Origin of the sequence: Streptomyces sp. NPDC093111, assembly GCF_040683955.1 — a bacterium.
GTDB lineage: Bacteria > Actinomycetota > Actinomycetes > Streptomycetales > Streptomycetaceae > Streptomyces.
Genome location: NZ_JBFBNW010000001.1, coordinates 130,324 through 151,012, shown reverse-complemented (window position 1 = coordinate 151,012; position 20,689 = coordinate 130,324). Strand labels below are relative to the sequence as shown.

Sequence of the window (20,689 nt, the reverse complement as noted above, 5' to 3'; positions counted from 1 at the left end):
ATCTCCCCGTGCTCGACATCGGCTACTCGCTCTCCCGTCGCTTCCCCGACCCGCCGCAGACGGACTACCGCCACGCGGACGTCCACGCGCTGCGGCACGACCTGTTCTGCGGTGACGTCTACCTCGCGGACACGGTGAAGGATCAGGAGGTGTCCACAGCCTGGGGATGGGTGCCGGTGCTCGACTTCGCGTGGGCGCTGTGCGACATCGTCGAGCAGATCGACCAGGACCCGCGCGGCAGCCGCGCCGCCCAGCCGCAGTACGCGGAGCTCGACTTCACCGAGTCCTCGGAGCGGATGCTGTTCGAGCGCCGCTTCGGCTGGGTGGACGTCGAAGCCGACTGGATGCCGGGCGACGAACCGCCGCTCACCTTCAACCACACGGACCTGCGCCGCGAGGCCCGCGACTTCCTCCACGACCTGATCGCCGACCTCACGGACATGCACGAGGGCCTGGCCGACAACCCGGCGGTGTGGGCCCTCCAGGCCCGCTTCCCGCGGGTCGGCTAGCCGCGCCGGGCCCGCCCGGGCCCGCCCCGCCCGGCTCACTCCACCACCCGCACCCCCAGGTGCGCCGCGAACACCGGCGCCAGGTCGAGGAGCTGCACCGGGGAGATCACCGCACCCGACAGGGCCTCCACCCCGCGGGCGATCTCCAGGCGCTGCACCGCCCGCAGGTCGACGTCCTTCATCCGCGCCCCGCCGAAGTCCGCCCCCAGCAGGACGCAGTCGACGAACTCGACCCGCTCCAGGACCGCGCCCCCGAAGTCGGGCTCGCTGAGCACGCACCCCTCGAAGACGACGTCCTTCAGCTTCGCCGACCGCAGGTTCAGATAGTCGGCCTTGCCGCCCCGCACCCACACCCGCTCCAGGACCGCCCCGTGCAACTGCGTGCCGCCGAGCCGGGCGTCCACCAGCTCCACGTCCCGCAGCTGCGCCCCGGCGAGGTCGGTGCCCACACCCCGTATCCCTTCGAGGACCGAGTCGAGGAAGCGGGCCGAGGTCAGCCGCGCCTCGTCGAGCACGCAGCCGCGCAGCGCGCTGTCCAGGAACCGCGCCCCCGCGCCGTCCTGCCCCGTCAGGTCCAGGCCCTCGAACGCCACCCCGTCGTAGTCCCCGTCCGGCTCCAGGCCGTCCTCCCGGAACTCCTCCAGGGGAGGCAGCCGCAGCTCCGGCCGCCTCGCCTTCGCCACCTTCGGCACCGTCTTCCGCTTCATGGACCCATCGTGACGCACGCCACTGACAACGCCCCGCCGCCGATGTCACGGACGCGCCCCCGCCACCCGTCCCCTCCGTGAGACCCGGCACCGGGCCGTAAGGACACGGGCGCCACGGACCCACCGGCGGCCCGGACGACCCGGGCGACACAGGCGACACAGGCGACACAGGGAGCGAGCGATGCGACGGACTCGGAAGATCACCATCATCGGCGGAGGCTTCGCCGGACTCACCGCGGCCGTCACGGCCGCGGAGGCGGGCGCCGAGGTCACCCTGCACGAGGCGCACCACACCCTCGGCGGCCGGGCCCGCACCGCGGACGGCCCGTACCGCACCAACGAAGGCCCGCACGCCCTCTACGACGGCGGCCCGCACTGGACCTGGCTGAAGCAGCGCGGACTGATCGGCGAACTCGCCCCGCTGCCGGCGCTCGACGCCGCGAGGATCCGCTTCCACCACCGGGGCGGACTGCGCCGGACACCGCCGTTCGGGCTCCTGCGCCAGTCCTTCCGCAAGGGCGAGCGGGCGCCCGTGGACGTCGACTTCCTCACCTGGGCGACCGGGCTCGTCGGCGAACCGGCCGCCCGCGCCGCCGCCTCGTACAGCGGGGTCGCGCTCTTCCACCACGACCCGGGCGCCCTGTCCGCCCGCTTCGTGCAGGAGCGGCTGCACCGGGCGGCGGCGCTGCCGCCGGAGGCCCACTTCGTCAAGGGCGGCTGGGGGCGGCTGATCGACCGGATGGCGGACCGCGCCCGCGAACTCGGCGTACGGATCGAGACCTCGTCCCGCGTCGACACCCCGCCGACGGACGACGGCCCGGTCGTCGTCGCGACCGCCCTCACCTCCGCCGCCCGCCTCCTGGACGACCCGACGCTGACCTGGGAATCGGGACGCACGGTCCTGTGCGACCTGGCGCTGCGCACCCGCCGGGGCGACCCGTTCGCGATCTCCGACCTGGACGCGCCCGGCTGGCTGGAACGCTTCACCACCCAGGACCCGACCCTCGCCCCGGCCGGCGAGCAGCTGATCCAGGCCCAGCTGCCGATCGCCCCCGACGAGCCGAAGGCGGCCGGCGTCGCGCACGCGGAGCGCCTCCTCGACCTGGGCTTCGCCGGCTGGCGCGAGCGGACGGTATGGCGCCGCGAGGCCGTCTCCCACGGACGTACGGGCGCCGTCGACCGCCCCGGAACCACCTGGCGCGACCGGCCGGCGATCGACCGGGGCGACGGCGTGTACCTGGCGGGCGACCAGGTGGCGGCGCCGGGGGTGCTGGCGGAGGTGTCGTTCACGAGCGCGGTCGAGGCGGTGTCGCTGGCGCTGCGGGCATCACGTGGGACACGGACACTTGACCTCAAGCGCGGTTGAGGTCGGAGGGTGGGGGCTGCCGGGGAAACGCGGGCCGCCGTACACGTACGACGTCCCGCGCCCCCCTCGGCAGCACGCCCGTCTCCACCCGTCTCCACCCGTCTCCACCCTCCACCGTCCGCCCGCCACCAGGGGAGCCCCCATGCACGCCATCCGCCTCCACGCCTACGGCCCCGCCGAGAACCTGACGTACGAGCAGACCCCCGACCCCGTCCCCGGCCCCGGCCAGGTCCGGATCAAGGTCGCGGCGGCCGGCGTGCACCTCCTCGACACGGCCCTGCGCGAGGGCATGCCGGGCCCGTTCCCCGCGCCCGTCGCACTCCCCACGGTCCCCGGCCGCGAGGTGGCCGGCACCGTGGACGCGCTCGGCGAGGGCACGGACCCGGCCTGGCTGGGCAAGCGGGTCGTGGCCCACATCGGGATGGCGCCCGGCGGATACGCCGAACTGACCGTCACCGAGGCGACCCGGCTGCACGAACTCGCCGACCACCTGGGCGAGGCGGAGGCCGTGGCCATGATCGGCACGGGTCGTACGGCGCTGGGGATCCTGCAGTTCACGGAGCTCGGCCCCGAGTCCGTGGCGATCGTCCCGGCCGCGGCGGGCGGCATCGGCACGCTGCTCGTGCAGTACGCGAAGAACGCGGGCGCGACCGTCGTCGGGCTCGCGGGCGGCCCGGAGAAGGTGGCGCTGGTCCGGGCGAACGGGGCGGACCTGGCGGTCGACTACAAGCGGGCGGACTGGCCGGAGAAGGTCCGCGCGTACCTGGACGGACGCCCCGCGACGGTCGTCTACGACTCGGTCGGCGGCGCCACCGGCCGCGCGGCGGTGGACCTGCTGGGCAAGGGCGGCCGGCACGTGGTCTTCGGCTGGTCCGGGCAGGGCGTCCACGACGGGGAGCCCCTCACGTTCACGGCCGAGGAGCTCGCGGCCCGCGGCATCACGTCCGAGAGCGTCCTGGGCCCGGTCATGCTCCAGAAGGCGGGCGGCGACATCCGCAACCTCGAACTCGCCGCCCTCCGAGCCGCCACGACCGGCACCCTGCGCCCCGCCGTCCACCGCTTCCCCCTCGCGGAGGCGGCGCGTGCACACCACGCCCTGGAGACCCGGGGCACCACGGGCAAGGTGGTCCTGATCCCCTAGCCCTGCCGGCCCGGGATCACACAGACCCCGCCCAGACCCAGACCCGGATCAGACCCCGATCACGTCCCAGGAGTGCCCCTTGAACTCCTTCAGGAAGTCGGGGTGGTCCTCCCACATCCGGGCGATGGAGCGCAGCACGTCCCAGTTGTGCTCCAGCGCCTGGTCCACCACCTGCCGCAACTCCGGCTCCGCCTCCCGCTTCTCCACCAGCCCGTTCACGGCCGAAGCCGCCTGCACGCTGTACCGCAGCGCCCGCAGCGCACGCGAGGTGTCGTCCATCCCGAACCCGTGATCGCTCCCGTTCGCGGGGTCGAAGAGCGGGGTGAGCCGCGCCTCGATGAATCCGGTGATCCGCGCGAACCGCTGCTGAATACCCATGTCCATATCCGTGTCCATGCCCCTTTCCTACACCGCGCCCGCCTCCGACCCGGCCACCGCCCCGGCCCCCGCCCGGCCGGTCAGCGCGTTCCGAGTGCGCGGCGCGCCGAGTTGATGACGTGGTGGGCGTCGGACCCGTGGACCGCCGACTCCCGGAGGGTCTTCCAGACCTTCTTGTACAGGGCGATGTTGTCGGCGTCGTCCAGCCACAGCTCGGCGTGCCAGTCCTCCGCGACGACCAGGCGGTCCCCCAGGACCCAGAAGCCGTTGGCGGGCACGATCTTCACCGGCGCCGCGAACGGCACGATGCCCAGGTCGACCGTGTCCATGCCGAGCATGCCGGTGAGTCGGTCGAGCTGGGCGTCCAGTACGGAGGGCGGGCAGATCAGCGAACGCAGCGCGGCCTCCCACACCAGCACACGCGCCTTCCGGCCGGGCCGGTACAGCCATTCCTGACGCCGGGCCCGAGTCCGTACGGCGTCCTCGACGCCCTTGGTCACACCCAGCAGCTCCGCGTACCGCTGGATGACGTGGCGCGCGTACTCGGGCGTCTGCATCAGCCCGGGGACCACCGCCTCCTCCCACACCCAGATCTCCGAACTGCGTTCGATCTCGGCGGTCAGGCCCTCGTTCATCGGCTTGAAACCGTTAGCCAGCGACCTGCGCCACGACCTGATGTGGGACTCGAACCCGGCCAGGCGGGCAGCCAGCTCGGGGTACACGTCCGGCTGTCCGGTCGCTTCGGCCCACGCCCGCAGGTCCTCGGGCGAGGCCGTCTGTCTCCCGTTCTCCAGTTTGCTGACCTTGGACCCCGGCCAGCCGAGCAGCCGGGCGAGCTGTTGACCCGTGAGCCGGCCGGCAGGACAGGTGGAGCGAAGCTCGCGAAGCCGCGCCCCCAGTGCCTCCCGTGCCTGCTGGTAGTCCGTGCTCACCGGTGACCCGTCACCGTGCCGCAGCCACCTGCGCGGCGAACCGGTCGTACGGGAGGGCGCCGTGCATCGCGGCGTCACGGGCGGCGCAGTAGCGCACGACCTCCGCCGGTTCGGTGATCAGCTCGATGTCGAGCAGGTTGTCCTCACCGTCGAAGCGGAGCAGGGCGACGATCCGCGAGTCGAAGATCCAGAAGTCCTCCGCGGGCAGCCCGGTCGCGTCCTCGCGCCACACGTAGCGGATGTCCTCGCCGGTCGCCGCGTTGTGCCGGGCGTAGTCGAGCAGGAACAGCTGCCCCGTGGTCGGCGGCCGGTCGGCGATGCGCACCCGGCCCACCGTCTTGCCCGCGTCCACCTGCGCGCGGATGTTCACGAACCAAGGATCGTCGAGGTCGCACGGCGCCGATCCGGTGGCCAGGAACGCCTGATAGTCGGGGTCCTGCCGGTCCGACGCGTAGCCGCGCCGTGTCTCCAGGCGCCAGGCGGTGTGCTCGAAGGTCTCGAAGAGACGCCGGAAGGTAGCCCGGTCGACCAGCTCCGGCACTCGTTCCCTCCCTTTCGGTCCCCAGTTCACGAGCAGTTCGCGCGGCACCGCGACCGCCGCCTCGTCCGGCCCCAAGTGCCGGAGCTGCGCGAGGTCTTCCGGATCGGTGACCGGTGTGCCCTGAACGATGATCTCGCCGGTCACCTCGTCCATGTGCAGGGCGGGACAACCGTCGATCTTGCTGTCGGTACCGGTGAAGCGCAACTGACGGGCCATGGGTGCTCTCCCTTCCAGGGATGTCGATCCCACAGCTTGGTCGGTGGCCCGGCGTCGCCCCACACGTTCGGCCGGGTTCCAGGAGAAAACACGAGCAATTCGTGCGGCCTCCCGAGCACATTCGAGAAAACAACGTATCGCTGAGCACTCCTCCGCTCCTAGCGTCGAGTTGTCGAGTTCAGGACGCCGGGCGGCCCTGCGTCGAACGGCAGTCCCCGGCCGACGGGGCGGCCCACCGCACCACTTCATCCTCACGAGAAGGAGCACGTTCATGGGCGGACAGCACGGCGGAGGCAGCGGCTCGGGCCAAGGCGGAAGCCAGCAGGACGACGGCCAGTCGGGCGCCGGTCACGGCGGAAGCGGCTCGGAGGGCCAGGACTCCGGTCACAGCGACACGAAGGGCAGCGGCACCAAGTGACCGAACGCGCCACGACGGAGGCTGGCCCCCAGGGGTTGGCCTCCCGGCTCATGGAATCCGGGGCCCTGACCTCCGACTGGCTCCCCGCCTATCAGGCCGTGCTTCGGGAGTCGTTCGTCCCGGATGTGATCTGGCCCGGCGTCGGACCGGCCGACGGCGGACCGGTGGCGAGCATCGACCGCCGGACCGACCCGGAGGGATGGTTCCGCGCGGTCTACTCGGATACCTCCCTGACCACGCAGTGGGACGACGGCGACCACACCGGACCCGACCGGGGCAACATCCCGACGTGCAGCAACTCCCAGCCCGTCATGGTGTTCTCCATGCTGGCGGCCTTGGACGTCCAGCCGGGCTCCAAGGTCCTGGAAGTAGGCACCGGCACCGGCTGGAACGCGGCGCTGCTGTCCGAACGGGTCGGTTCGGAGAACGTGACCACCGTCGAGTTCGACGCCGAGAACGCGTCCACGGCCCGAGCCCGCCTGGACGCCGCCGGCTACGACCCGGTCGCCGTCGTCGGGGACGGCTCCGAGGGCTGGCCCGCGGGCGCCCCTTACGACCGGGTTCTGATCACGGCCTCCCTCCGGGAGATCCCGGCGGACATCGTGCGGCAGACCCGGCCCGGCGGGGTCGTCGTCGCCCCGTACGCGACCGAGTACGGCGGGGAGGGCGTGGTCCGCCTGACCGTCGGGGAGGACGGGTCCGCCTGCGGACCGTTCGTCGGTTCCTCCGCCTTCATGCGGCTGCGGCAGCAGCGGAGCAGCCGGGTACATGTCCGGGAGTACCTGGGCGGGAGGGCGTGGCCGGCGGACGGGGTCAGGTCGGCCACGACGATCTCTCCGGAGGAGCTGGGCGGCTGGCTCGCCATGTTCGCCGTCGGGCTTCGGACCACCGGGGTGTTTCCCTGGGCGGAGGAGTACGGCGACGGGTCGTACACCCTGTGGCTGCGGGACACCGAGGTGACCTCCTGGGCCACCGTCGACCACGAGCCCGGTGCGCGGACGTTCGAGGTCCGGCAGTCGGGTCCCAGGAGGCTGTGGGACGAGGTCCGGGGCGCGTTCCTCTGGTGGCGAGGGCAGGACCGACCGGGGTTCGGGCGGTTCGGGCTCAGTGTGGGAGCCGACGGGGTGACCCGGGCGTGGCTCGACACCCCGGACCGCCCCCTCCCCGTGCCCGCCGTCGGCCGGTCTCAGGCGTTCGTGCCCAGTTCCGCCAGCGCCGCGTCGGTCAGGCGGTAGACGGTCCATTCGTCCTGGGGGCGGGCGCCGAGGGACTCGTAGAAGGCGATGGACGGGGCGTTCCAGTTCAGGACGGACCATTCGAGGCGTTCGTAGCCGCGTTCCACGCAGATGCGGGCCAGTTCGGTGAGGAGGGCCTTGCCGTGGCCGCCGCCTCTCAGGTCGGGGCGGACGTAGAGGTCTTCCAGGTAGATGCCGTGGACGCCGCGCCAGGTGGAGAAGTTGAGGAACCAGATGGCGAAGCCGGCGGTTTCGCCCTCGTCGGTCTCGGCGATGTGGGCGTAGGCGGCGGGGCGGTCGCCGAAGAGGGCCTCGTGGAGTTGGGCCTCGGTGGCGCGGGCTTCGTCGAGGGCCTTCTCGTACTCCGCGAGCTCGCGGATCAGGCGGTGGATGACGGGGACGTCGGCGGGGGTCGCGGTGCGGATCATGGGTCCAGGGTGCACCGGGTCAGGGGGTGCGCGACAGGAGCGTCCGGGCGATGGACACCTGGTTCCGGTCGAGGGCCGGTTCGCCGTCCTCCACGTCCCACAGGCCGTTCTGCAGGACCCGGCCGAGGGTCCAGGCGCGGGCTCTCGACCGGTCCAGGTCGAGGCGCTCGGTGAGCAGGTCGAAGCGCCACAGGGTTTCCGACGGGTCCGGGTTCCACAGGTCCGTGAGGGCGGGGAGCAGGTCGAAGCCGGGGTCGCCGGCGAGGGGCTTCGGGTCGATGGACAGCCAGGGGGTGCGTTCGGCGGCCAGGATGTTGTCGTAGTGCAGGTCCCAGTGGAGGAGGCGGTCGCCCGGTTCCGGGAGGACTTCGCGTACGGCCGCCGCGCAGGTGGTGAGGAGGGCCGCGTCGGCGGCGGGCAGCCGCGCCGCCGCGCCGGGCGTGTCCGCCAGCATGCGGGTCGCCACCGAGGAGAGGGTGCGGAGGCCCGGTGGGGCCTGGGGGGAGGTGAGGGTGGCCAGGAGCTCGGCCAGGACCCGGACCGCTTCCCGGGGGTCCGGGTGGGTCGACAGGTGGGTGGGCGGGGCGGTCGGCGGGCCCGCGCGTTCCAGGAGCATCGTGCCCGTCTCCGGGTCGTGGTCCAGGAGGCGGACCGAGCCGTCGCCGTTCCACACCCGCAGGGCCGCCGGCTCGCCCTCGCTCTCCTCGTCCAGGATCTGGAGCTTGAGGACGGCGTGCGCGTCGGCCTGCCGGACGGGGAGGACGAGGGACGCCACGCCGTGCATCGGCTCGCCCGTCACGCGCAGGTCCCAGCGGTCCAGGAAGGTCTCCGTCAGGGCCGGCAGCGCGGCGACGAACGCCCGGCCCGCCGCCCCGTTGTACTTCGCCTGCGACGCGGCCAGTTCCTCGGGTACGTGGATCACGCTCCGAGCCTAGACCGTCTCTTCCGGATCTTGCCGGGCTCGCGGCGCCCGGCACGCACGCTCGCGCCGACGTCACACCGGCCCCGGACACCGGCCCTAGACACCAGCCCTAGACACGGCCCTAGACACCGGCGTCGCGCAGCGCCTCCGCGAACCGGTGGGCGTCGTAGAGGCCGTTGCCCGCGGCGAGCGGCGTGCCGTCGACCAGGACGGTGGGGGTGCCGCCGACGCCCGCGTCCTCGAAGGCCCGCTCCGCGGAGGCCACCCAGTCCTTGTACGTGTTCTCCCGGACCGCCTTGTCGAAGGCCGCGCCCCGCAGCCCCGGCACCTGGTCGGCGATCTTGAGGAGGTGGTCGGTGGAGTAGGCGTCCTTCGAGGTCTCCGAGGGCTGGTTCGCGAACAGGGCCGCCTGGTAGGTGGCGAACTTGCCCGGGCCCGCCTCCGCCGCCGCCCGCAGCGCGTTCGCCGCCCGTGCCGACGCCGTCCCGCCCGTCCGCGCGTCGAGGAACGACGCGAGCACGTACTCGACACGCACCTTCCCCGCCGCCGCCCTGTCCGCGAGGACCGTCCCGGCGGCCTCCTCGAACTTCGCGCAGTAGCTGCAGCGCGGATCGACGAAAACCGTCACGGTGTGGGGCGCCTTCGGCTGTCCGACGACGATGCGGGGGCCCTCGACGGACGACGGGAGCGCCGACATGGCCTCCGTCCGTTCCGGCGACTTCACCGCCATGGCGGCCGGCGCCTCGTCCGACCCCTGCGAACAGGCCGTTCCCGCAAGGCCGATGGCGGCGACCGCCAGCACCGCCGCCACCGCCCGCCGGGTCCCGCGTACACGCATGGCAAGGTCCTTCCGTGAAGGGCTTCGGGCGACGAAATCCGTACCCTCGAACGTAGGCGCCGCCCCGGTGGCCGAGCCGCCGCGAAAGGCCCGTGTTCACGGGACCAAAGGCCCTGTAGCCTCCCGCGCACGGACCCGGAAGCAGGGATGGACAATGAGCACGATCAACGGCGGGATCTCGTTCTGGTACGCCCAGGAGGGCGCCCCCGCGCCCCGTGAGCCGCTGCCCGGCGACGCCACCGCCGACGTCTGCATCGTCGGCGGCGGATACACCGGCCTGTGGACCGCGTACTACCTCAAGAAGGCCGTCCCCTTCCTGAACATCACGGTCCTGGAGGCCAAGTTCTGCGGCTACGGCGCCTCCGGCCGCAACGGCGGCTGGCTCTACAACGGGATCGCCGGCCGCGACCGCTACGCCAAGCTGCACGGCCACGACGCCGCCGTCCGCCTGCAGCACGCCATGAACGCCACCGTCACCGAGGTCATCGACGTCTGCGCCGCCGAGGGCATCGACGCCGACCTGCACCGCGGCGGCGTCCTGGAGGTCGCCCACTCCCCCGCCCAGCTCGCCCGCCTCAAGGACTTCCACACCGGTGAGCTCGCCTTCGGCGAGAAGGACCGGGAGCTGTACGGGGCGCGCGAGACCGCCGAGCGGATCCGGATCGCCGGGGCCGTCGGGTCCAGCTGGACGCCGCACGGCGCCCGGCTCCACCCGGTCAAGCTGGTCAAGGGGCTCGCCGACGCCGTGGCGGCGCTGGGCGTCACGATCCACGAGTCCACCCCGGTCACCGAGATCCGCCCGAAGCACGCCGTCACCCCGTACGGCACGGTCCGCGCCCCGTACGTGCTGCGCTGTACCGAGGGCTTCACCGCCTCCCTCGCCGGGCAGCGCCGCACCTGGCTCCCGATGAACTCCTCCATGATCGCCACCGAGCCGCTGAGCGACGCCCAGTGGGAGTCCATCGGCTGGGACGGCCTGGAGACCCTCGGCGACATGGCGCACGCCTACATGTACGCGCAGCGCACCGCCGACGGGCGGATCGCGCTCGGCGGCCGGGGCGTCCCGTACCGCTTCGGGTCGCGGACCGACAACGACGGGCGCACCCAGCCGCAGACGATCGAGGCGCTGCGCGAGATCCTGGTGCGCTTCTTCCCGCAGCTCGCCGGGCTCGGGATCGAGCACGCCTGGTCCGGCGTCCTCGGCGTCCCGCGCGACTGGTGCGCCACCGTCACCCTCGACCGTTCCACCGGCCTGGGCTGGGCCGGCGGCTACGTCGGCTCCGGCGTCGCCACCACCAACCTCGCCGCCCGCACCCTGCGCGACCTCATCCAGCAGGACTCCGGCCAGTCGGGCCCCACCGAGCTGACCGAGCTGCCCTGGGTGAACCACAAGGTGCGCAAGTGGGAGCCCGAGCCGCTGCGCTGGCTCGGCGTGCAGACGATGTACGCGGCCTTCCGGGGCGCCGACCGGCGCGAGGCCGTCGGGCGCAGCGCCGCCACCGACCCGGTGGCCACCTTCGCCAACCGGGTCAGCGGGCGCTGAGGACGCGCGTTCCCTCAGGTCAGCGGGTACAGCCAGCCGTGCCGGTCCTCCACCGCGCCCTCGTGGAGCGCCACCAGGTGCTCGCGCAGCCGCTGGGCGACCGGGCCGGGCGCGCCGCCGTTGACGAGGAACTCGCCGGCCGCGTGTCGGACCGTGCCCACCGGGGTGATCGTCGCGGCGGTGCCGCAGGCGAAGACCTCGGTGAGTTCGCCGGACTCGGCCGCCTTCTCCCACTCCTCGACGGAGACCCGCCGCTCCTCCACCCCGTACCCGAGGTCCCGGGCGAGCGTGAGGATCGAGTCGCGGGTGACGCCGGGCAGCAGGGAGCCGCTGAGCCGCGGGGTCACCAGGCGGGCGGTGGGGCCGGAGCCGAAGACGAAGAAGAGGTTCATCGCCCCCATCTCCTCCACCCAGCGCCGCTCCACCGCGTCCAGCCAGACGACCTGGTCGCAGCCGTGCTCGGCGGCCAGGCGCTGCGGGGCGAGCGTCCCGGCGTAGTTGGCGGCGGCCTTCACCGCACCGGTGCCGCCGGCGGCGGCGCGGACGTGGTCCTCGGACAGCCAGACGCTGACCGGCTTGACGCCGCCGGTGAAGTACGAGCCGGCGGGCATCGCCATGAGGACGTAGAGGTACGCGGTGGCCGCCGCCACGGTCAGCTCGGTGGAGGTGGCGATCATCAGCGGGCGCAGGTAGAGCGAGCGTCCGGTGCCGTCGGGCACCCAGCGCGCGTCCCGGGCGAGCAGCTCCCGCAGCGACTCCAGGAACAGCTCCTCGGGCAGTTCCGGCATCGCCAGGCGCCGGGCGGACGCCTGGAAGCGGCGCGCGTTGGCGTCCGGGCGGAAGGCCGCCACGGAGCCGTCGGGCTGCCGGTACACCTTGAGGCCCTCGAAGACGGCCTGCCCGTAGTGCAGGACGGAGGCGGTCGGGGCGAGGGAGAGGGCTTCGTAGGGGCGGAGGGCGGCGTGGTGCCAGCCTCGTTCCGGGGTGTGCTCGATGGTCACCATGTGGTCGGTGACGTGCTTGCCGAAGCCCGGGTCGGCGAGGATCTCGGCGACCCGTTCGGGGGTGGCCGGGGCGGGGTGCGGGATCCGGTCGAAGGCCGGGCCGGCGGCTTCGGCGGGCGAGGCCGATCCTGCGACGGTCAGCTGGGTCATATCGCCGACAGCCTCTCCGCGCGCCGGGTCGCCACGAGCGGGAGGTGCTTCATGCCCGCGATGAAGTTGGAGTGCAGGTGCTGCGGCTCGCCGACGACCTCGAACCCGGCGAACTGGTCGAGGAGTTCCTCGAACAGCTCGTGCAGCGCGATCCGGGCGACGGCGTGGCCGACGCAGTAGTGCGGGCCGACGCCGAAGGCCAGGTGGTTGCGGGGGTCGCGGCGGATGTCGAAGGCGTACGGGTCGGGGAAGACGTCCGCGTCCCGGTTGGCCGAGCCGATCCAGGCGGCGACGGGCTCGCCCTGGCGGATGGTGACCCCGCTCAGTTCGACGTCCGTCTTGGCGTAGCGGATGAAGTGGCTGGCCGGGGAGGACCAGCGCAGCGCCTCGTTGATGCCGCTGTCGAAGAGCTCGGGGTGGGCGGCCCAGTCGGCGTACTTGCCGTCCTTGGCGAGCTCGACCATGGCGGCGTTCGGGACGTGCGGGGTGGTGACGTTGGCGCCGAGGAGCAGGCTGTAGCAGTTGGAGACGATCTCGCCGGGGCGCAGCTTGCGGCCGTCCTCCATCTCCATGGTGCGCAGCACGTCGATGAGGTCGCCGTTGCCCTCGCCCTTGCGCCGGCTCATCGACTGCTCGAAGGCGGCGAAGAGTTCGCGGTGGGCGCGCTGGAGAGTGACCTCGCCGCCCTCGGGCATGACGAACTCGGGGTCGTCGGGGGCGATGGCCTGGCTGGTGAGGAAGGTCAGCTGCGGCCAGTCCTCGCGGTCGAGGCCCATGAGGGTGCCGGTGACCGCCATCGGGAGCTGTCCGACGACCTCGGCGAAGTCGAACTCCTCGCCCTCCGGGATGCCGGCGAGGAGGCGGTTCGCCTCTTCGCGGATCTGGGCGCGGTGGCGCTCCAGGACCTTGCTGTTGAGGGCGCGCTGGACCGGGGAGCGCATCTTGGTGTGGCGTGGCGGGTCGGTCGCCGGGAGCTGCTTGCGGCTCGCGGGGTCCTTCTTGCCGAGCAGGTTGAGCAGGGTGCCGTGCTCGGAGGTGAAGACGCGGTGGTCCTTCAGGACCTTCGTGACGTCCTCGAAGGTGGTCGCCGACCAGTAGCCCAGGCGTTCGTCGACCTGCTGCCAGCACACGGGCTCGCGCTCGCGCATGGCGTGCCAGATGGCGTGCGGGTCGCCCACGCCGTGCTCGTGGGGGTCGACGAGGTCGAAGTCCTTCAGGTCGACGGGCTTCTGTTCGGCCGGCCGGGTCAGTTTCATCGGTCTTCCCTTCCTGAACGGGGTCCTGCGTCGGGCGTGCGGTGCCGTGCGATGACAGGGGTGGCCGCGGGGCTCATCCGGCCGCCGGTCCGGCGTCGGCGGGCGCCGTCGACGGGGCGGACTCGACGAGCTCGGCGAGTCCGGCCACGGTGGGGTTCTCGTAGAAGAGGCGGGTCGCCGGGACGTCGACGGAGAGCGCCTTGCGGATCTGGCTGAGCAGGTCGGTGGCGATCAGCGAGTTGCCGCCGAGCTCGAAGAAGTCGTCGTGGACGCCGACGAGTTCGACGCCGAGGACGTCGGCGACGAGGTCGGCGAGCAGGCCCTCGACGGGGGTGCGGGGCGGCTCGTACTCGTCCTCGACCTCGCGCGGGTTGAGGTCGGGCGCGGGCAGCGAGCGGCGGTCGATCTTGCCGTTGCGGGTGAGCGGGAGGCGGCCCATGACCACGATCGAGGTCGGGTTCATGTGGCGGGGCAGCCGCGCCCGGAGGGCGACCCGCAGGTCGAGCACCAGGGTCTCGTCGTCGCCCTCGGGGACGACGTAGGCGACGAGGGTCTTGCCGCCCTGCGGGCCGTCCTCGCGGACGATCACGACGGCTTCCTTGACGCCGGGCTGTCCGGACAGGGCGGCGACGATCTCGCCGAGTTCGACCCGGTAGCCGCCGACCTTGACCTGGTCGTCGGAGCGGCCGCGGAACTCCAGGGCGCCGTCGGGGCCGACGCGGACGACGTCGCCGATGCTGTACATACGCTCGCCGGAGCCGTTCGGGTCGGGCAGGAAGGTCTCGGCGGTCTTGCGGACGTCGCCGAGGTAGCCGCGGGCGAGGCCCTCGCCGGTGGTGTAGAGCTGCCCCCACTCGCCTTCGGGGACGGGCCGCAGCCGCTCGTCGAGGACGAGGACGCCGGTGCCGGCGACGGCGCGGCCGATCGGGACGGTCTCGCCGACCGGCTCCTTCACGATGTGGCAGGTGGTGAAGCAGGTGTTCTCGGTGGGTCCGTAGCCGTTGACCAGGCGGATGTGCGGGTGGGTGGCGCGGACCCGGTTGATGTGGGCGGGCGACAGGACGTCGCCGCCGGCCAGCAGCTGGCGCACTCCGGCGAGGTCGTCGAGGTGTCCGTCGACCATGCGGTGGAAGAGGCCGGTGGTGAGCCAGAGGGTGGTGACGCCCTCGCGCTTGACGCACGCGGCGAGGTCGGGCAGGGACAGCGTGCCGGGCTCGTGGATGACGAGCCGGCCGCCGTTGAGGAGCGCGCCCCAGATCTCGAAGGCGGCCGGGTCGAAGGTGAGCGCGCACAGCTGCAGGAAGGTCTCGCCGGGGCCGAAGTCGGCGTAGTCGCCGTCCCGGACGAGCCGGGAGACGCCCTGGTGGGTGACGCTGACGCCCTTGGGCTGCCCGGTCGAGCCGGAGGTGTAGCAGACGTACGCGAGGCTGTCGGGCGCGTTGCGCGCGGCGGGCGGCTCGACGTCGCCGGACGGGGCGGAGACTGAGGCACCCGGCGTGGCGGAGGCGCCCGGCGCGGCGGAGGCGCCCGGCGCGGCGGAGGCGCCCGGCTCGGCGGGCTCGGCGGGTTCGTCCACGCGCACCACCGTGGCGTCGAGCTCGGGTATCCGGCCGGCCAGCGGGCCGTGGGTGAGCAGGACGCGGGCGCCGGCCCGGTCCAGCATGTAGGCGAAACGCTCCTGCGGCTCGTCCGGGTGCACCGGCAGATAGGCGCCGCCGGCCTTGAGGATGCCGACGAGCGCGATCACCATCTCGAAGGAGCGCTCGAAGCAGACGCCGACGACGCTCTCCTCGCCGACCCCGACGCTCCGCAGCCGCCGCGCCAACTCATCTGCCCTGGCGTCGAGTTCGGCGTACGTGAGGTCCTCGCCGAGGAAGCGGAGGGCGACCGCGCCGGGGCGGAGCCTGACCTGGTCCGCGAAGCGCTCGGTGACCGTGCCGAAGTCCCGCGCCGCCGCGTCGGCCGCGACCGCGACGGCCGCTTCCGCGCCCACCCGCTCCATCTGCGCGGACAGTGAACTCGGCCTGATGTCCGCCCAGTTGCCCTCGACGTGGTCCAGGCACTCGGCGCGTCCCGCGGGGCCGAACGTGGCGTCCCAGCCGTCCGGCACCTCGGCGAACCCGGGCCACAGCGCGTGCTGGTTCTCGGCGTTGACGACCACGCGGTACGTGACGTCCTGCTCTTCGGTCAGGTTGCTCATTGTCCGTCCTCTGGAAGTCTCTCTGCGGGCAACTGCGGGCAACTGCGCGCGCACTTTCTCAGTGGTCCTGGGGCCGGGCGCCTGTGAGCACCGGCCCGCGGTCCCGCGCGGGACCGTGACAAATCCGCCGGAGATCCGGGGCGTTCCGTCGAGACGGCCGCCGCCGGTCCGGTGAGGGGCGTCGCCCGGCGCTCAGAGGATGTCGAAGAGGCCGGCGAGTGGAGCAGGTACGCGGTCGGGGGTGAGGGCCTGGACGAGCACACGGCCGTAGTGGATCTTGCGTCCCTTCTTCGTGCCGAAGAAGCGCCGCAACTGCTGCTGCGCGGTGCGGTCCCGCTGCGCGGGCTGCTGGAGGAAGGTCTCCAGGGGGCGCTGGTCGCCCTGCTCCCGGATGAGCTCCTTGACCAGGTCCACGCCGAGCGCGCGGATCAGCTCGTCCTCCAGGTCCGCCGCGCACACGAAGTAGTCCCGGGGGTCGGCCCCGGCCCGCGCCCAGCCGCGCTCGTAGAAGTCGCGCTCCCGCTCGTCGCAGAGTCCGGTCAGGTGCAGCCGCAGCCCGGAGGGGCCGAGGAAGCGGGCGTACTGGCCCACGCCCATCGCCCCGCCCATCGGCAGGACGCAGATCCCCTCGCCCACCAGGTCCCGGCCCAGCTTCTCGGCCAGCGTGTTGACGGCGTTGACGTCGCTCGGGCCTTCGAGCAGGACCGCGGTCCTGACCGGCAGCTCCTCGGCCAGCTCGGCCGCGAGGTCGCGCGCCCGCTCGTCGCCGGGGCCACCGCCCGCCCAGGCCGTGACCGCCTCACGGAACGAGGTCATGTCAGCCATGGGACTCCTTCGCCGTGGAGAGCGATGCCGGGTGATCATAGTCCCCGCGGACGACGGGAGCCGTGGCACACGCCCCCGTCCTCACCGTGCTCTGCCTTCCGCATGAATCGCCCCCGTGCGCATGCGTACGTCCTTTCCACGAACCGTTCGGGACACCCCCGGACACCGCCGGACCCCGACTCACACCGACTCACACCCTCACAGACCGGCCAGTTCCTCCTGGAGGTCCCGGAGGCCCAGCGGGCCCAGCGACAGCGCGGACATGTGCCAGGTCTTCAGGTCGAGCCGCTCCCCGCGCGCCGCGTGGGCGGCCTCGGCCGCGGCCCGGCCGTCCAGCCAGGCCCGCTCGCCCAGCTTGTACGAGACGGCCTGTCCGGGCAGGCCGAGGTAGCGCGCGATCTCGCTGTCCACGAAACCGGGCGTCTGCCCGCTGTGCAGGGCCAGGAACTCCCTGGCCAGCGCGGGGGTCCAGGTCCGGCCGGCGCCGACCGGGGAGTCCTCGGGGACGCGGAGCGCGAGGTGCGCGCCGATGTCGAGGACGACGCGGATCGCGCGCAGCATCTGCCAGTCGAGGAAGCCGAGCCGGTCGCCCGCGGTGGGCAGGTGGCCGAGCTCGTCCATCAGGCGCTCCGCGTACATAGCCCAGCCCTCGGTGCAGGCGTCGATGCCGCCGACGGTGGTCTGGTACGTCGAGAGGCCGTCGGCGAGGTACCGCCACTGGGCGAGCTGGAGATGGTGGCCGGGGACGCCCTCGTGGTACCAGACGCTGCGCAGGCTCCACAGCGGGAAGCGGGTGCGCCCCTGGGTCGGCAGCCAGGTCCGGCCGGGGCGGGAGAAGTCGACGCTGGGCGCGGTGTAGTAGGCGGCGGAGCCGCTGCCGGCCGGGGCGAGGGCGGCCTCCACCACCCGGACCGGCGGCGCCAGGTCGAAGTGGGTGCCGTCGAGGTCGGCGAGGGCCTGGTCCATCCAGCCCTGGAGCCGCAGCCGGATCGCCTCGGTGCCCTCCTCGGCCTCGCCGTGCGCGTCGAGGTGGCGCATCGCCTCGCGCACCCCGGCCCCGGGGCGTACCCGCTCGGCCTCGGCGCGCATCTCCTCGCGGATCCTGAGGTACTCGGCCCAGCCCCAGGCGTAGGTCTCGTCCAGGTCGAGTTCGGCGCCGGTCCAGAAGCGGGCCCAGGTGCGGTAGCGGTCGGCGCCGACGCCGTCCGGGCGGCCCTCGGTCCGGGGGAGGTAGCCGTCCCGGAGCCAGTCGCGCAGCTCGGCGGTGGCGGCGACGGCCCGGGTCGCCGCGCCGTCCAGGGCGGAGCGCACCGGGGCGGGGGCGTCGGCGCAGAAGCCGGCGTACCAGCCGCGGCCGTCGGCGTCGCGGACCCAGGCGTCGAGCTGGTCGGCGACCACGTGGACCTGGGCCGGGGCGGCGACGAAACGGTCCTTCTCCAGGTTCCTGGTGAGGGACTCGCGGAAGCCGGCGAGCGTGTCGGGCACCCGGTCCATGCGCTCGGCGACGTGGGCCCAGTCGTCCGCGCCGTCGGTCGGCATCATCTGGAAGATGCCCTGGACGCGCTGCTGGAGGCCGTAGACGTTGACGACCTCGCGCAGGTACTCGTCGTCGGCGCCGAGGGCCAGGTCGGCTTCGAGGCGCTCGCGCAGCAGGCGCCCGCAGCGGCGTTCCACGTCGCTGAGGGGGCCGGCGGAGCGCTCGGCCCGGTCGAGCTCGCGGAGGGTCGTGCGGGACAGCCCGTCCAGCGCGGCGCGCCCGTCCGGCGACAGGTCGGGCATCTCGCCGCGGCCGGCCGGGACGCCGAGGAAGGCGGCGGTGTCCGGGTCCAGGCGGGCGAGCCCGTCGACGTACGCGTCGGCCACCTCGCGCACGGCGCGCGGCCCGGTCGGCGTCTCGTTGTCCATCGTCCCCACCTCACCTTGCGTCGGTCGGTCACCGGCCTGTTCGGGACGCGGTGTCTCACCTCGAAGTCGTGCGGCGGACCCCCCGGCCGCGGCAGGCGGGAACGGTGCGCGCTCACCTGCCGACCAACGGATCATGGCGCGAAGGGCACGACCCCGTCAATCGTCACGTGGCCGTCGCCGAGGCCGGTCGGAGCCCCAACTGTCTTGGTTTTACGGGACATTCACCGATCTTCCGGTGAGCGCCCCGACCGGCCGCGGCGGCCCCGCTCAGCGGGGCAGGAGCACTCCGGTGCCCGCCTCGCGGGCCGCCGCGTGGACCCGCGCCGCGAGGGCCACGTCGTGGACGCCCATGCCGAACGGGTTGATCACCGTGCGGTCGGCGGCGCCGATCGGCCGGGAGTAGCCGCCGGACAGCAGGGTGGCGAGATCCGCGTCGACCCGACGGGCGCCCGGGGCCGTGACGCCGGGGGCCGTGACGCGGCCGGCCTGCGCGAGGCGCCCCAGCAGCCTGGTGTCGTCCTCGCTCACCAGGTGCCAGTCGTCGACGAACAGGTGCTCCGCGCCGAGCAGGACGTCCTCGGCGGCGTCGTCCAGGGACACGTTGACGAAGACCGAGCCCTCCGGCAGCCAGGCGAGGGGCACGTACGAGGTGGTGGTCGTCGTGGCGGCGACGGTGACCGGCGCGGAGCGGACGGCCGCCTCCGGGTCGGTGACGGTCTCGACCTCGATCTGGGGCAGCTCCGCCCGCAGCTCCTCGGCGAACGCCTCGGCGCGGCCGGGCGCCAGGTCGTAGGCGACCACCGACTTCACCGCGCCGCGGGCGGCCAGCAGGTCGAGGTGGGTGCGCCCCTGGCGTCCGCAGCCGAGCAGGGCCACCCGGTCCACCGTGGACAGCGGGCGGACGGCCCGCAGCGCGGCCAGGGAGACCGCGGCGGTGCGCAGGGCGCTGATCCGGGCGCCCTCCATGAGGCAGACCGGGGCGGCGGTCTCCGGGTCGTACAGCACGATCAGGCCGGCCGCGCGGGGCAGACCGCGGTCCAGGTTGCCGATGCAGGCGTTGATGATCTTGCTGCCGTAGTGGCCCTCGTGCCGGGCGGGCAGGATGAGGCTGCGGGCCGCGGTCCCATCCGGGGCGGTCCAGCGCAGCGCCGCCTCGGGGGCCACCCCGGAGCGTCCCGCGCGCACGCCGAGGAATGCCTCGGTGACGACTTCGAGCGGGTCGATCCGCTCGCACAGTTCGGCGACGGTCGCCCCGTCGAGGTAGCGCAGCGGGGTGTTCGGATCCTGCATGACATTCGTCCTTTCTCGGTCAATCTCCGTACAGGGCACGGCAGTTGAGTCCTTGAAGCGTCCAGCCGACTTCGCTTACGGTCGTCCGCATGACTGAGAGAGCGCCCCGCCCCAAGAAGCCGCCGCGCTGGCTGCTGCGCCGCCCGGACCCGGAGGCCGCGGCCCGCCTCTTCCTGTTCCCCTACTCGGGCTGCGGCGCCTCGATGTACCAGGCCTGGCCGCGCCGGATCGGCGCCATCGACGTCTGCCTGATCCAGCCGCCCGCGCGGCAGAACCGGATCGCCGAACCGCACTACGGCACGTACGAGACCATGGCGGAGGGGCTGATCGAGTACCTGACGCCCCACCTGGACCGCCCGTTCGCGTTCTTCGGGCACTGCGGCGGGGCGCTCCCCGGCATCGAGGTGACCCGGCAGCTCGCCGCCGCCGGCCTCCCGCTGCCCACCCGGATCTTCGTCTCCTCGCAGGTCGCCCCGCAGGACGGCCCGTACGGGCGCCTGCTGGAGCTCGACCGGGACGGACTGCGCACCGAACTCGAGCACATCATCGTGAACCTCGGCGGCGAGCCCAGCGGACCGCTCCTGGAGACCGGCCTCGAAGTCCTCGTGAACGACATCGACGCCAACAAGCAGTACGCGCCGGGCCTGTTCACCCTCCCGGCCGGGATCACCTCGATCGGCTGGACCGAGGACCCCGAGATCCCCCCGAAGCTCATGGGCGGCTGGCCGGACACCACGGCGGACCACCGGTTCGTCGAACTCCCCGGCGGACACTTCGAGTTCCTCTCCGCACCGGAGGCCCTGCTCGCCGAGATCCGCCGCGACTTCGGCGACCTGCCCGAACCCCCGGCGTAGCGCCCGGGCGGCCGCCCCCGGCGGCCGCGGG

General features: G+C 73.2%; 20 protein-coding genes. 7 read left to right on the top strand and 13 right to left on the bottom strand.

Annotated elements, in window-relative coordinates; genetic code table 11:
* Positions 1-8 precede the first annotated feature (8 nt).
* Positions 9-509, top strand: coding sequence for a hypothetical protein (locus tag AB0Q96_RS00660; protein ID WP_365320839.1), 501 nt, complete (start codon positions 9-11; stop codon positions 507-509).
* Positions 510-544: 35 nt separating this feature from the next.
* Here the strand turns inward: AB0Q96_RS00660 and AB0Q96_RS00655 are convergent, their stop codons facing one another.
* Positions 545-1,216 carry a pentapeptide repeat-containing protein gene (locus AB0Q96_RS00655; RefSeq protein WP_365320838.1) on the bottom strand — a complete coding sequence of 224 codons (672 nt, stop codon included), beginning with the start codon at positions 1,214-1,216 and terminating at the stop codon, positions 545-547.
* A gap of 181 nt (positions 1,217-1,397) precedes the next feature.
* Between AB0Q96_RS00655 and AB0Q96_RS00650 the strand changes: the two genes are divergently transcribed.
* Positions 1,398-2,582 (top strand): NAD(P)-binding protein, encoded by a 1,185-nt coding sequence (locus AB0Q96_RS00650; RefSeq protein WP_365320837.1) that lies wholly within the window; start codon positions 1,398-1,400, stop codon positions 2,580-2,582.
* A 142-nt stretch (positions 2,583-2,724) separates the two neighbouring features.
* The gene (locus tag AB0Q96_RS00645; RefSeq protein WP_365320836.1) at positions 2,725-3,723 is read left to right on the top strand and encodes a zinc-binding dehydrogenase; all 999 of its coding nucleotides are present in this window, start codon (positions 2,725-2,727) and stop codon (positions 3,721-3,723) included.
* 48 nt (positions 3,724-3,771) lie between these two features.
* Here AB0Q96_RS00645 and AB0Q96_RS00640 read toward each other — a convergent pair whose 3' ends face one another.
* The 3 genes from AB0Q96_RS00640 to AB0Q96_RS00630 all read right to left on the bottom strand — a co-directional run bounded on the left by AB0Q96_RS00640 (position 3,772) and on the right by AB0Q96_RS00630 (position 5,790).
* Positions 3,772-4,119 (bottom strand): hypothetical protein, encoded by a 348-nt coding sequence (locus AB0Q96_RS00640; RefSeq protein ID WP_365320835.1) that lies wholly within the window; start codon positions 4,117-4,119, stop codon positions 3,772-3,774.
* A gap of 62 nt (positions 4,120-4,181) precedes the next feature.
* Complete coding sequence (locus tag AB0Q96_RS00635; RefSeq protein ID WP_365320834.1) at positions 4,182-5,033, bottom strand: helix-turn-helix transcriptional regulator; 852 nt, start codon at positions 5,031-5,033, stop codon at positions 4,182-4,184.
* Between the two features lie 10 nt (positions 5,034-5,043).
* Positions 5,044-5,790: a DUF6879 family protein gene (locus AB0Q96_RS00630; protein ID WP_365320833.1), complete on the bottom strand. Its 747-nt coding sequence runs from the start codon at positions 5,788-5,790 to the stop codon at positions 5,044-5,046.
* Between the two features lie 271 nt (positions 5,791-6,061).
* On the opposite strand from AB0Q96_RS00630, the gene AB0Q96_RS00625 reads away from it, so the two are divergent.
* Positions 6,062-6,208: a hypothetical protein gene (locus AB0Q96_RS00625; protein WP_167536822.1), complete on the top strand. Its 147-nt coding sequence runs from the start codon at positions 6,062-6,064 to the stop codon at positions 6,206-6,208.
* Between the two features lie 50 nt (positions 6,209-6,258).
* Positions 6,259-7,443, top strand: coding sequence for a methyltransferase domain-containing protein (locus tag AB0Q96_RS00620; protein ID WP_365320832.1), 1,185 nt, complete (start codon positions 6,259-6,261; stop codon positions 7,441-7,443).
* On the opposite strand, the gene AB0Q96_RS00615 is transcribed toward AB0Q96_RS00620, so the two are convergent.
* From AB0Q96_RS00615 to AB0Q96_RS00605, 3 genes are all read right to left on the bottom strand, one after another.
* Complete coding sequence (locus AB0Q96_RS00615; protein ID WP_365320831.1) at positions 7,395-7,871, bottom strand: GNAT family N-acetyltransferase; 477 nt, start codon at positions 7,869-7,871, stop codon at positions 7,395-7,397. The genes AB0Q96_RS00620 and AB0Q96_RS00615 overlap by 49 nt on opposite strands.
* 19 nt (positions 7,872-7,890) lie before the next feature.
* On the bottom strand, positions 7,891-8,793 hold the full coding sequence (locus tag AB0Q96_RS00610; protein WP_365320830.1) for an aminoglycoside phosphotransferase family protein: 903 nt from the start codon (positions 8,791-8,793) through the stop codon (positions 7,891-7,893).
* Between the two features lie 121 nt (positions 8,794-8,914).
* A complete protein-coding gene (locus AB0Q96_RS00605) occupies positions 8,915-9,631 on the bottom strand; it encodes a thioredoxin domain-containing protein (RefSeq protein ID WP_365320829.1) in 717 nt (238 codons plus the stop codon).
* 154 nt (positions 9,632-9,785) lie between these two features.
* Between AB0Q96_RS00605 and AB0Q96_RS00600 the strand changes: the two genes are divergently transcribed.
* The gene (locus AB0Q96_RS00600; RefSeq protein WP_365320828.1) at positions 9,786-11,174 is read left to right on the top strand and encodes an FAD-binding oxidoreductase; all 1,389 of its coding nucleotides are present in this window, start codon (positions 9,786-9,788) and stop codon (positions 11,172-11,174) included.
* A 14-nt stretch (positions 11,175-11,188) separates the two neighbouring features.
* Here AB0Q96_RS00600 and AB0Q96_RS00595 read toward each other — a convergent pair whose 3' ends face one another.
* The 6 genes from AB0Q96_RS00595 to AB0Q96_RS00570 form a co-directional block, all read right to left on the bottom strand.
* Positions 11,189-12,328, bottom strand: a complete 1,140-nt coding sequence (locus AB0Q96_RS00595) for a branched-chain amino acid aminotransferase (protein WP_365320827.1) — start codon at positions 12,326-12,328, stop codon at positions 11,189-11,191.
* The gene (locus tag AB0Q96_RS00590; RefSeq protein WP_365320826.1) at positions 12,325-13,584 is read right to left on the bottom strand and encodes a cytochrome P450; all 1,260 of its coding nucleotides are present in this window, start codon (positions 13,582-13,584) and stop codon (positions 12,325-12,327) included. The genes AB0Q96_RS00595 and AB0Q96_RS00590 overlap by 4 nt, the downstream gene beginning before the upstream one ends.
* 73 nt (positions 13,585-13,657) lie before the next feature.
* Complete coding sequence (locus tag AB0Q96_RS00585) at positions 13,658-15,784, bottom strand: amino acid adenylation domain-containing protein (RefSeq protein ID WP_365320825.1); 2,127 nt, start codon at positions 15,782-15,784, stop codon at positions 13,658-13,660.
* Between the two features lie 192 nt (positions 15,785-15,976).
* Positions 15,977-16,609 (bottom strand): TOPRIM nucleotidyl transferase/hydrolase domain-containing protein, encoded by a 633-nt coding sequence (locus AB0Q96_RS00580; RefSeq protein WP_365320824.1) that lies wholly within the window; start codon positions 16,607-16,609, stop codon positions 15,977-15,979.
* Positions 16,610-16,807: 198 nt separating this feature from the next.
* Entirely contained in the window at positions 16,808-18,514 is a 1,707-nt protein-coding gene (locus AB0Q96_RS00575) for a DUF885 domain-containing protein (protein WP_365320823.1), read from the bottom strand.
* Positions 18,515-18,781: 267 nt separating this feature from the next.
* Positions 18,782-19,804 (bottom strand): NAD(P)-binding domain-containing protein, encoded by a 1,023-nt coding sequence (locus AB0Q96_RS00570; RefSeq protein ID WP_365320822.1) that lies wholly within the window; start codon positions 19,802-19,804, stop codon positions 18,782-18,784.
* An 89-nt stretch (positions 19,805-19,893) separates the two neighbouring features.
* Here AB0Q96_RS00570 and AB0Q96_RS00565 point away from each other — a divergent pair, with 89 nt between their 5' ends.
* Positions 19,894-20,658, top strand: a complete 765-nt coding sequence (locus AB0Q96_RS00565; protein WP_365320821.1) for a thioesterase domain-containing protein — start codon at positions 19,894-19,896, stop codon at positions 20,656-20,658.
* Positions 20,659-20,689 lie beyond the last annotated feature (31 nt).